Origin of the sequence: Haliea sp. (genome assembly GCF_040222615.1) — a bacterium.
GTDB lineage: Bacteria > Pseudomonadota > Gammaproteobacteria > Pseudomonadales > Halieaceae > Haliea.
Genome location: NZ_JAVKCQ010000105.1, coordinates 1 through 11475, shown reverse-complemented (window position 1 = coordinate 11475; position 11475 = coordinate 1). Strand labels below are relative to the sequence as shown.

Annotated in this window: 10 protein-coding genes and 1 tRNA gene; 4 read left to right on the top strand and 7 right to left on the bottom strand. The window is 61.2% G+C overall.

Annotated features, from left to right (window positions below; all coding sequences use genetic code 11):
• Positions 1 to 100 precede the first annotated feature (100 nt).
• Together rpmF and RJQ10_RS08315 are read right to left on the bottom strand one after the other, a co-directional pair.
• Positions 101 to 283, bottom strand: a complete 183-nt coding sequence (gene rpmF / locus RJQ10_RS08320; RefSeq protein ID WP_350145509.1) for a 50S ribosomal protein L32 — start codon at positions 281 to 283, stop codon at positions 101 to 103.
• A gap of 3 nt (positions 284 to 286) precedes the next feature.
• Complete coding sequence (locus tag RJQ10_RS08315; protein ID WP_350145507.1) at positions 287 to 823, bottom strand: YceD family protein; 537 nt, start codon at positions 821 to 823, stop codon at positions 287 to 289.
• 97 nt (positions 824 to 920) lie between these two features.
• Between RJQ10_RS08315 and RJQ10_RS08310 the strand changes: the two genes are divergently transcribed.
• A complete protein-coding gene (locus RJQ10_RS08310) occupies positions 921 to 1499 on the top strand; it encodes a Maf family protein (protein WP_350145505.1) in 579 nt (192 codons plus the stop codon).
• On the opposite strand, the gene RJQ10_RS08305 is transcribed toward RJQ10_RS08310, so the two are convergent.
• Entirely contained in the window at positions 1481 to 2140 is a 660-nt protein-coding gene (locus tag RJQ10_RS08305; RefSeq protein WP_350145503.1) for an HAD-IA family hydrolase, read from the bottom strand. The two genes, RJQ10_RS08310 and RJQ10_RS08305, sit on opposite strands and share 19 nt — an antisense overlap.
• Positions 2141 to 2146: 6 nt before the next feature.
• Positions 2147 to 3103 (bottom strand): 23S rRNA pseudouridine(955/2504/2580) synthase RluC, encoded by a 957-nt coding sequence (rluC, locus tag RJQ10_RS08300; protein WP_350145501.1) that lies wholly within the window; start codon positions 3101 to 3103, stop codon positions 2147 to 2149.
• Between the two features lie 602 nt (positions 3104 to 3705).
• Here rluC and rne point away from each other — a divergent pair.
• Both rne and RJQ10_RS08290 read left to right on the top strand, forming a co-directional pair.
• Complete coding sequence (gene rne, locus RJQ10_RS08295) at positions 3706 to 6579, top strand: ribonuclease E (protein ID WP_350145499.1); 2874 nt, start codon at positions 3706 to 3708, stop codon at positions 6577 to 6579.
• Between the two features lie 100 nt (positions 6580 to 6679).
• Positions 6680 to 6767 (top strand) — tRNA-Ser (locus tag RJQ10_RS08290).
• A gap of 343 nt (positions 6768 to 7110) precedes the next feature.
• Here RJQ10_RS08290 and RJQ10_RS08285 read toward each other — a convergent pair.
• Positions 7111 to 7731: a PEP-CTERM sorting domain-containing protein gene (locus RJQ10_RS08285; RefSeq protein WP_350145497.1), complete on the bottom strand. Its 621-nt coding sequence runs from the start codon at positions 7729 to 7731 to the stop codon at positions 7111 to 7113.
• A 346-nt stretch (positions 7732 to 8077) separates the two neighbouring features.
• Complete coding sequence (locus RJQ10_RS08280; RefSeq protein ID WP_350145495.1) at positions 8078 to 9337, bottom strand: acetamidase/formamidase family protein; 1260 nt, start codon at positions 9335 to 9337, stop codon at positions 8078 to 8080.
• A 250-nt stretch (positions 9338 to 9587) separates the two neighbouring features.
• Between RJQ10_RS08280 and RJQ10_RS08275 the strand changes: the two genes are divergently transcribed.
• Positions 9588 to 10592, top strand: coding sequence for a cysteine synthase A (locus RJQ10_RS08275; RefSeq protein ID WP_350145493.1), 1005 nt, complete (start codon positions 9588 to 9590; stop codon positions 10590 to 10592).
• 71 nt (positions 10593 to 10663) lie between these two features.
• Here the strand turns inward: RJQ10_RS08275 and RJQ10_RS08270 are convergent.
• Positions 10664 to 11475: HAD-IC family P-type ATPase (locus RJQ10_RS08270; protein ID WP_350145491.1), on the bottom strand; the 812-nt coding region annotated here is incomplete at its 5' end.

The window sequence follows — 11475 nt, the reverse complement described above, 5'->3', positions numbered from 1 at the left end:
GAAACGCGAACCGGGAGCCTGGGCTCCCGTTTGCGATAACAAGTGCGACCGGCACAGATGCAGCTTGATGCCTGCCGCGCCGGCCGGATCGGCGGCGATCTTACTCGTCGTTACCGGTGTTGACGACTTTCTTGCCGCGGTAGAAACCGTCAGCGGTCACGTGATGACGACGGTGAGTTTCACCGGAAGTCTGGTCCACGCTGAGGGTCGGGCCGGTCAGCGAGTCGTGGGAACGACGCATGCCGCGACGTGAACGTGATTTCTTGTCCTGTTGAACAGCCATGTCTTACTCCTGATGGGTATCGCCGGGCTTTAACTGCGCCAGCACGTCAAACGGGTTGGACTTTTTCGCGGGCTCGTCTGCTTCGGGCTCCGCGGTCAGGTCCGCCAAAACTGTGTTGCAATCCGCCTGTTCGTGGTAGCTGAACGGTGGCAGTGCCAGAATCAGCTCGTCCTCGACCAGTTCCCGCAGCGAATACTCGTCCTCCGTCACAATCACCGGGTCCAGCCAGGCTGGCAAAAGCCGGGCCTGCTCGTCCGTCCAGACCACCGCCAGGGTACTGTCTGTATGCAATTGCGCCGGCATGGGCTGCAGGCACCGCTGGCAGGTCACTGTCACCCTACTGTCAGTGACAACCTGCACAAGATACCTGCCCTCCTCGTCGCGGGACAATGTCAATTCCGCCTCGACAACGCCCTCGTCTGCAGCCAGCAGATCCCGAAAACGGGGCAAATCCAGCGGTTTCAACATGCCCCTGACAGTCGCACCACGCGAGGCGGCCTTGCGGACATCCAGCGTGCCGGGGAGGGGGTCGGTCAACATAGGCGCGCATCATAGGGGCGGTTTCCCCCTTTGTCAAAAAAATTCTTTAGAATACAATCAGTTCAGGGCGCCAGCCCGCTGCCACGGAAAATCACTCATGGATCTGATCCTCGCCTCGACGTCGCCCTATCGCCGCGCCCTGCTCCAGCGCCTGCAATTGCCCTTCCGCTGCCTGGCGCCAGCTGCAGACGAAACCCCGCTGCCAGGAGAGGCTCCCGATGCCCTTGCGGCACGCCTGGCGCGGTCCAAGGCACGCTCCATCGCCAGCACCCACCCCTCGTCTCTGGTGATTGGCAGCGACCAGGTGGCCTCGCTGGACGGCATCCTGCTCGGCAAGCCCGGCAACCATGACAACGCCAGGGCACAACTGTTGGCCAGCGCCGGCAATGCGGTCCAGTTCTTTACCGGCCTCACCCTGTGCTGCGGCGACGCCGGCTTCGAGGCAACCGTGGTAGAACCGTTTACCGTGCAGTTTCGCCGCCTGGACGGCGCGGCCATCGATAACTACCTGGCTCGCGAACAGCCCTTCGACTGTGCGGGCAGCTTCAAGTGCGAGGGGCTGGGTATCGCCCTGTTCGAGCGCATGGCCGGGGACGACCCCACCAGCCTCGAGGGCCTGCCGCTGATTGCCCTCACCAGCCTCTTGGAACGGGCGGGCTACCCGGTTCTGGCATGAGCGATCAGTTCAGGCAAGTTGCAGAGATCGGGCAGGCTGTCGATCACCGCCCGCGGCTGGTGCAATGCCAGTTGCTGCGGCGAGTGAACGCCGAAGCTCACTCCCACAGAAGGCATGTTGATCTGCCGCGCCATGTCCAGGTCGTACTCTGAATCGCCGACCATCAGCGCCAGCTCCGGGCTCTTGCGCCGCTCCGCGAGAATCTGGCGCAACATGAGCGGATCGGGTTTCGAGCGGGTCTCGTCGGCACAGCGGGTCGTGTCGAAGTAGTTTTCCAGACCCAGTCCCCGCAACACCCGGTCCAGGCCGCGACGGCTCTTGCCGGTGGCCACGGCCAGTTCGAAACCGGCTGCGCGCAGCGACTCCAGGGTTTCCAGCGCGCCAGCGTGCAGCCGCGCTGGACCCTGGTCGAGCGCGACGTAACAGCGGGAATAGGCCTCGCGCATGCACTCATGCTCCGCCGGGGAAGCACCCGGAAACAGGATGGGCATGGCCGTGGGCAGGCTCAGACCGATAATGTGGCGCACCGAAGCGGCGGTGGGAACAGGCAGCCCGCATTCGCCGGCCGCCGCCTGCATGGCGACAACAATCTGCTCCACCGAGTCACACAGGGTCCCATCCCAGTCAAATATAACTATCATAATCAGTTACTTGCGCATCCTTTCTAAAACTTGTTCGAGGTCAGGTTCCAGCGCGGCCTCAAGCTGGAGGCGAGGCTGGTCCGGCAACTTGAATGCCAGCGAGCGGGCGTGCAGGAACAGCCGCCGAATGCCGAGATTGCGGGCCAGCGCGGCGCTGGCATCATCCATGTACTTGTCGTCACCGAGGATAGGATGGCCCGCAAATTTGGCGTGGACGCGGATCTGGTGGGTTCGCCCGGTGTGGGGACGCGCCTCCACCAGCGTAGCATCGCGGAACTGCTCCAGTACGGCGAACCCGGTGACCGAGGCCTTGCCCTCTTTCGCCACCTTGACCATGCGTTCACCCGACTGAACGACATTTTTTTGTAGGGGCGCCTCGATAATCCGCCGCTCCCGGGGCCAGCGCCCCGCAACCAGGGCCAGGTAGCGTTTATCCACGCCGTCGCCGCGCAGTTGCCGGTGCAGCTCGCGCAGGATTGCCGGCTTGCGGGCGATCAGGATCAGCCCCGAGGTGTCCCGGTCCAGGCGGTGGACCAGCTCCAGGTAGCGGTCCTGTGGTCGCAGCTGGCGCAGGCATTCGATCAGGCCAAAGTTCAGCCCGCTGCCGCCGTGTACCGCAAGCCCTGAGGGCTTGTTGACCACCAGCAGCCCCGGGTCCTCGTAGATGATTCGCGACTGGATCTCGCCGGCCCAGAATCCCGGGATGACCGGTGCGGCTCCCGGTTCCGGCTGGTGAAGGGGGGGGATGCGCAGCACATCGCCCTCGGCCAGGCGGTAGTCCGCCTTGACCCTGCCTTTATTGACGCGGAATTCGCCCTTGCGCAGCCCGCGGTAAATGCGGGTCTTGGGTACACCCTTGAGGACCTTCAGCAGGTAATTGTCCAGTCGCTGGCCGACACTGTCGGCATCAACCTGCAGCTGGCGGACGCCGCTTTGCACCTGCCGGGAGGTGGAATCAGTCATGGTTTCAGGAAATCACTTGATAATTGAAGCACTTACCGATTGAGGGTATACTCCGGCCCGTGTAGCCGGGCTCGGGGCTCGTTTTTTGCTTCCGACGCACGACGCAACCATGCCGGTGACAGCAGGGCCTGCCGACGTAATCGCAAGGCTCCATCGGCACAATGATACCCGCACTTGCGCGTGCAGGCACACAAAGGATGTCGGTGCGCGCCATCCTCGGGCATTGCCCGGGGCCTAAACAGGCAATTCCGCGCCGATACATTATGAACCGCGCAGTACGACTGCCGGGACACAGAATCAGTTCGAGCTTCAGGCAACGCGGTCGTATTCGTCAGGTGATGCGACCCTAACAAAAAGGTCCGGCCCGCGCCAGCGCGGGGCACCTTTTCCGGCGTTGCCTGGCGGCGATCCCTCTCGGGACGCCGCCGCAATACAGGTCACCTGAGCGTGCCGGCAAGTATCCGTGGCGCGATGCCGTCGGGCCCGAAACAGCCTGCGGCGCTCGCCAGGGTTTAACCACCCGGCGTTGTCCGGCAGCAATGCCGGCTGTATGGCTGATTCCCCGCCCCGCCAGACCTGCGCGCACCAGGTAAATGGCACACATGAAAAAAATGCTCATCAATGCGACCCAGCCCGAAGAGTTGCGCGTCGCCCTCGTTGACGGCCAGCGTCTGTACGATCTGGACATCGAAAACCGCACCCGTCTGCAAAAAAAATCCAACATCTACAAAGGCAAGATCACCCGTGTCGAACCCAGTCTCGAAGCGGCATTTGTCGATTTTGGCGCCGAGCGCCACGGCTTCCTGCCCCTGAAAGAGATTGCCCGCGAATATTTCTACAAGGACCCCGGCAACGTCGAGGGCCGACTGAAAATCAAGGAAGTGGTCAGGGAAGGCACCGAAATCATCGTTCAGGTGGACAAGGAAGAGCGCGGCAACAAGGGCGCCGCCCTGACCACCTTCATCAGCATGGCCGGTCGCTACATGGTCCTGATGCCCAATAACCCCAAAGCTGGCGGCATCTCCCGGCGCATTGAAGGCGACGAACGCAGCGAGCTGCGCGAAGCACTCAGTGGTCTGGAAATCCCCAATGGCATGGGCGTTATCATCCGCACCGCCGGTGTCGGCCGCACCTCGGAAGAGCTGCAATGGGACCTGAACTACCTGCTCCAGCTGTGGGAATCGATCACCGCGGCCAACAAGGAAGTGAAGGCCCCAGCCCTGCTGTTCCAGGAAAGCAACGTCATCATTCGCGCGGTGCGCGATTACCTGCGGGACGACATCGACCAGGTCCTGATCGATTCCGACGACGCCTTCGCCGAGGCCTCGGAATTCGTCAGCATGGTGATGCCCAAGTATAAGAATCGCATCAAGCGCTACGAGGACTCCATTCCCCTCTTCAACCGCTTCCAGATCGAGAGCCAGATCGAGACCGCCTTCCAGCGCGAAGTGCGCCTGCCTTCCGGCGGCTCCATTGTCATCGACCCCACCGAGGCCCTGGTGTCCATCGACATCAACTCGGCCCGCGCCACCAAGGGTTCCGACATCGAAGACACCGCGCTGCAGACCAACCTCGAGGCCGCCGACGAGATCGCGCGGCAGCTGCGCCTGCGTGACATGGGCGGCCTGGTGGTGATCGATTTCATCGATATGCTGGCAGCCAAGAACCAGCGCATGGTGGAAAACCGCATGCGCGACGCGCTGGAACTGGATCGGGCCCGGGTCCAGGTTGGCAGGATTTCCCGCTTCGGCCTGCTGGAGATGTCGCGCCAGCGCCTGCGCCCCTCACTGGGCGAGACCAGCGCCATCGTCTGCCCGCGCTGTACCGGCCAGGGCTCGATCCGGGACACCAAGTCACTGGCCCTGTCCATCCTGCGCCTGATGGAAGAGGAAGCCATCAAGGACCGCAGCGCCGAAGTTCGCGGCATTGTTCCCGTCGACGTCGCCGCCTACCTGCTGAACGAGAAGCGGTCAGCCCTGTCCGAGATCGAGCAGGTCTCCCGCACACGGCTACTGGTCATCCCCAACCCCAATCTGGAAACACCGCACTTTGAAGTTACGCGCCTGCGCGATGACGAGGTGAGTGAGGATCGCGCTGTCAGCTACAAGATCGACATCGCGGTCCCCGATGCCGACCTGATCAGCGATGCCCATTCCGCCAACATCCCCGTGCAGCAGGCTGCGGTTCAGCGCATTGCACCGCAGATGCCAGCCCCCGAAGCCGCACCCGCAGCGGAAGAAAGCGCGGCGCCCGCAGAGCGCAACAAACGCAGCAGTGGCCACAGGAGTGGCAACAAGGCCCGGGCCGTAGAGCCTGTTGCGGCGGCAGCCCCGGTTAAAACCGGCCTGGTGACGCGTCTGATGGGCATGTTGTTCGGCGAGCCGGCCAAGGTCGAGGAACCGGCCGCCAAGCCGCGCAAGCCGGCCGCAGCGGAGAAGGATTCCGAGGAGGAGAAAAAGTCCGAAAGCCGCAGCAGCAACGGTCGCAAGCGCAGCCGTGGCGGCCGCCGGCGTTCCGGTGGTGAGCGCAGCGGAGAGCGCAGCAGTGAACAGCCTCGCGCAGAGAAGCCGGAAAAGAATGACAAGCCCGAGCGTTCCCGGCAACAGGATGACTCCTCCGAGGAGCAGACCTCCTCGCCCAAGCCACGCAAGCGCGGCGGCAAGGGTCGGCGGCGTCCAGACGGCGAAAAGCGCCAGGAAACTGTCGAGCAACCACTGGATATGGATACCGATGCCAGTGACGACGACAGCCTGGAAATCTTCGCCCAGTTGCAGGAAGAAAACGGCGACAAGCCGCGCAAGCGCCCGAGTGACATGAAACGCGGCGAGCCGCGTCGCCGTCGCCGTCCGCGTGCCAAGGCTGACGACGCCGCTGCGACCAACGTCGCAGCCAGCGATACCGGGACCCCCGCTGCAGAAGCTGACGGCAGCAACGATGCGCAAGCCAGCGTTGAGCCTCGCGAGGCCCTCGCCGAGGCGATTGCGCCGGTAACCGCAACCGAATCCGTTGCAGACACCGCTGTTCCAGAGACCGCTGCAAGGAAGGAGGCCACTGCGCAGGACGCCGGCGACACCGTAGCGGAAGCAACAATCGAAGCCGTAGCCGATGTCGCTGAAACGGCCGAGGTCACCACCGATGAGGCCCAGGCGGCCGCTGAGCCCGAGGCAGAGGAAACGCCCACGGCCGAGCCAGTCACTGCGAAAGTAGCGGCTGAGCCTGTAGCTGAGCCCGTAGCGGCAGCCCCAGTCGAAGCGAGCAAGCCCGCCGGTATCACGGCCGATGGCCGTGTCGCCAACGACCCCCGGATAGCACCTCGACCGGTCGGCCAGGTGGAGATCGCCACCGCTCACCTGACCCTGTTCCGGGAGGAGCAGCACCCGCCGGTCAAGGGCAGCGGGCGCATCGCACCACGGGCCAGCAACGACCCGCGTGGCTCGCGTCCTGCGGCTCCCCTGCAGGAGGCGGCCGAGGCCTGAGATCCGCGCCGAAAAATGCGCGCACCACGGTCGAGACTCTTGTGCGCGCCTCGAGGCCCTGTAGAATCGCGCACGCCCGCGCAAGGCGGGAAAACAATCCGGTGGGCTGGCTGAGTGGTCGAAAGCGGCGGTCTTGAAAACCGTTGAGGGGCAACCCTCCCGGGGTTCGAATCCCTGGCCCACCGCCACTTTTGCCTCTAAGCCCCTGCTTTCACCGGGGCTTTCTATTTCCGGTGTTTTATTCCCCCGAAAGCCCTAATGGGACCCAGACACGTTGAGCAGCTCTGCAGCCTCGGCCCGGTTGAGCTGCCTTTCTTCCGGTTTGGTCGGACCATTTTTGCGGTCCCACCAAAGTCACCGTTCCCGGCTACACTCAGCCCATGCAATCACTCGATAAAGATTTGTCCGCTCAGATACACCAGGAAGCCGCTGACAGGATCGCCAGGGTACAGCGGGAACAGAGGCGGTCAGTATAGTCGGTCGTCCACAAAAAAAGCCCGCCGAAGCGGGCCTGTGCGTCACGCGCTTGATCTAAGACCTGCGGCGCTTCCAGCCAAGGCCAGCAAGCCCGAGGCCGAAGAGCGCAAGAGTAGCTGGAGCAGGTACCTCGTTTACCGAAACGTTATCCAATTGGACGCGGGTTCCAGCTGACGGGTTGCTTTCTTGCAGAACGAAATCAATTTGGGCATTGTTGAATCCGCCACTGAAATCAACATCGGAAACGTTGATAGTACTTTTAAAGCTTACGGTATTGCCAAAATCAGCCACTTCGCTGGTTTCATTTAACAGTACGCTATTCACAAACCCTGTCCCAATCTGAAAATAACCAAAACTGACAGAGAAAAAGTCCGTCTCCTGCGGTTTATTGATTTGCCACTGATAATCAAACGCTATTTCGACCGCCGTACTCGTGGTTGGTAGTTTAAAACCCTGGTTGAACTGGACCGTTCCAGGCGTACCAGGACGCCCTACGTGTGCTGTTCCGTTATCAAAAGTAACGCCAGAAATCCCGGTTAATACATTGATCGTCCAGCCACTCAAATCAGTATCGAAAGTGCCGTTAGTGATCAAGTTAGCATGTGTTGACGCAGCCAACCCGCAAAACATCAAAACACCAACGGCCGCATTACGAGCGAGAACCTTAAAAGACATCGTCTTACCCTCTATTGTGAAACATGCAATGATTCTAGCAATACCCGCACCAATTTTATGTTTCTTCAATTAAAATATAAGGTTAACGCCGATCCATAAAGTGAGGCGCGATTAAGTTGTAAAGTTTGCTGACAGCGTTCGAGCAGCAGGTGCACCCTGCAACTGCGCACGTCAGGTCAGGGGCGTGACCTGCCGTTGGCCTAGATCGTAAACGTATGACCGCTGTTAGGACATAGCGGACCTGGCCGCTTCCACCTCAAAGCGGTCTTGAATAACTAGCCGATATTCTCAATTTAGGTGGCCCCGATCGGCCAAAAGCGGCCGCCCGATCCATCTGCAAAATGCACTAGTCGCGCCCGACAAAAATGTCCAAAGGCAGCACCGCGGTCACACCAACATTGGGGGCATCCACCAGTTGCCCGATCCGCATATCGACGGCAACACTCGCGATCATGTATGCCTGCGTTCGGTCATAACCATACTCAGCCACGATGTAATCAATCATAGCGGCTAGAGCATTTCGGGCGGCGAGATTGATACTGCCAGACAAGTTGGTTAGTCCTGCAATTTTAGGGGAGTCGAGGTAGGCGAGATCCGCAGGAATGGTGCCTTTGTCTTTAAGCGGGATACCGGTAACGGCGTAGAATCGCTTTGACGGTATTCTCAGCACTGATGCCGGACCCTCATAGTGAGGGCCATAAGCCAGATTCGGAGGGTTTTCGGTTATGCGAGCGGTGACTGTCATACTGCCGCCCATCTCGATCGCTGTTCCGGCTACTTCTCCGTCGCCCTGGGCGTAATGAAAGTCGCCAACCGCGAGACCGCAACCATCAACCAAGCATGGCAGATACACAGTGGTGCCAGTCGTAATGTAGCGGATGTCCATATTGCCACCGTGCTCCCGTGGCGGAACCGTTCGCAGGCACTCAGACGCTTTCCTCCCTCCCTTTCCACACAACGGTGCAGGCTTGGCCTCGTCCGGGTCTGGGTTGAATACGACGCCGCCCGATTTGAGCAGTTGTGTTTCGCGTGCGAGCACGTCCGCAAGTAACTCCTTGTCGGGTAGAGTCGTCACGACACCTGGAAAACTGCTGTTTGGAATACGCACGCCTGGTAGCGCATCGCTAACTGCATAGTCATCGTTTAAGCGCCAGACGATGAAGCGTTCGTCGGTTCCAAATTGATCAGCGGCAAAACCCAAAGGTCCGGCTTGAGTCCAGCCGACCTTGGCGGGCTCGAGACTCTCGATGGTCACGGCCAACACGTCACCCGCTTTGGCGCCATTGATAGAGACCGGCCCAGTCAATGCATGGACGATTCCGACACCTTGCCGGGGATTGCTCTTCGCGCTTGAAAACTTGTTCGGGTCTAGAGTCAGGTCGAAAGCATCGCGGCTGTTGAAGACAATGCGTTGGCCGGGGTCTGCTTCGGCGATCATTGGAATATCGGGGTGGAGACGGTTCATGCAGCCGGGATCTTCGGCGCAGCCAACACTGGGGTTGCCAACTACTATTTCCGGGGTAGCGACATCGGCGGCAGCGTTTACAGACGTGGCCACTATCAATAGTAGCCCGCTAGAAAGAAGGGCGGAAAAACCAAGTTTCATACGCGCTCCGAGATTGGCGAATTCGAGGAGCATAAGCCTTGGGCAAGCAGAAGTCACTCTAACAGAAGTCACTCTAACTCCGATCGCCTCCTCGGCCTAGCATTTAGCGGATGACTTCGCCTCTGCGCCACCACCCTTCGGACCACAGCGCGTCCCCACCGCAGTGCCGAGGTACCCACATAAAACAGGAGAGGCTGCTAGACTAAGCCAATAGTACGGACCCTGTTGAACATTTGGCGAGGAGCGACCGATGCCGGACAAACCGCGGATTCTCGACCTGATCGGCAACACTCCCCTGCTCTACCTGCGGGAGGCATCCGAGCTCACCGGTTGCCAGATCTACGGCAAGGCAGAGTTCATGAATCCTGGGGGGTCGGTGAAGGATCGCACCGCTCTGGGGATTATCCGCGCCGCCGAGGCCGCGGGAGACCTCCACCCCGGTGGCGTGATCGTGGAAGGCACCGTAGGCAACACCGGGATCGGGTTGACCCTGGTGGCCAACGCCCTGGGCTATCAATCGGTGATCGTGATGCCCCAGACTGCGAGCCAGGAGAAAATCGACCACCTGGAAATGCTGGGGGCAGACCTGATACTGGTGCCATCGGCCCCCTACGCCAGTCCCCAGCATTACATTCATACCGCCGAGAGTGTCGCCGTGGGCCGGGCCAGTACTGAACCCAATGGCGCCATCTGGGCACGCCAGTTTGACAACCTCGCCAACCGGACCGTGCACTACGAAACCACCGGGCGCGAAATCTGGAACCAGACGGGTGGCAGTGTGGACGGCTTTATCTGCGCTGTAGGCACCGGGGGCACCCTGGCCGGGGTTGCGGCGGCGCTGCGCGAATGCAAGCCCGGGATAAAAATCGGCCTGGCAGACCCGATGGGCTCGGCGCTGCACAGCCATTTCAGCGGCGGCCCCCTGCTCGGGGAAGGCAACTCCATCGTCGAGGGCATCGGCGTGTCATTCCTGCCGGGGAACCTGGAAGGTGTTACGCCGGATTTCAGTTGCCAAGTGGACGACGATACCGCCCTGCCGCACATCTTCAACCTGCTCAAGCACGAGGGGATCCCGGTGGGCGGCTCATCGGGCATCAATATCGCCGGAGCCGTGGCGATGGCTCGGGAACTGGGGCCCGGGCATACCATCGTGACGATCCTGTGTGATGCCGGCAGCCGCTACCACAGCAAACTGTTCAACCCGGATTTCCTGATGCGGCACAAGCTGCCTTTCCCCGGCTGGATGGCCAGCTAGGCCGGCTGAATCCACAACTTGCCCCCTGCCACCGGCAGCTGCCAAACGGCAGCGGAGAGACCGGCATTTCGCTATTGATAAATAAAACCCCGGCGCCGCAACAGTTTCTCGGACTCCACCGCCAACACGACCAACAGCGGCAAGCTGAAACAGACCAGTAGCTCGGGCAGTGCCAGAGGCTCGGTCTTGAAGATCCCGTTCAGTACCGGCAGATAAATTACCGCCAGCTGCAACAGCACGGTGAGAGCGACCGCCAGCAGCAGCGGCCTGTTGCTGAGCAGGCCCTGTCGCCACAGCGATTCCGACTCAGAGCGGATAGCGAGCACATTGGCGAGCTGGCAGAACACCAGCACGGTAAACACCACGGTCTGCCAGTGCGCCCCGGCACTGCCCAGCGCCCAGGCCTGAGCGCCCAGGGTAATACCGCCTATCAGCAGTCCCACCCAGATCATGTGCTGCCACATTCCGCCGGCAAAGATACTTTCGCCCGGTGGCCGCGGTGGCCGCCGCATGATCCCGCGCTCTGCAGGCTCAACCCCGAGCGCGAGGCCCGGCAGGCCATCCGTGACCAGGTTGATCCAGAGAATGTGGATCGGCAGCAAGGGGATGGGCAGGCCCAGGAAAGGTGCCAGCAACAAGACCCAGATCTCCCCGGAGTTACTGGTCATGGTGTACTTGATGAATTTGCGAATGTTGTCGAAAATCCGCCTGCCTTCGCGTACCGCGCCAACAATGGTGGCGAAGTTGTCGTCCAGCAGGATCATGTCTGCGGCTTCGCGGGCCACATCGGTGCCCTGCTCGCCCATGGCGATACCGATATCCGCCTGTTTCAGGGCAGGCGCATCATTGACCCCGTCGCCGGTCATGGCACAGAACTCCCCAG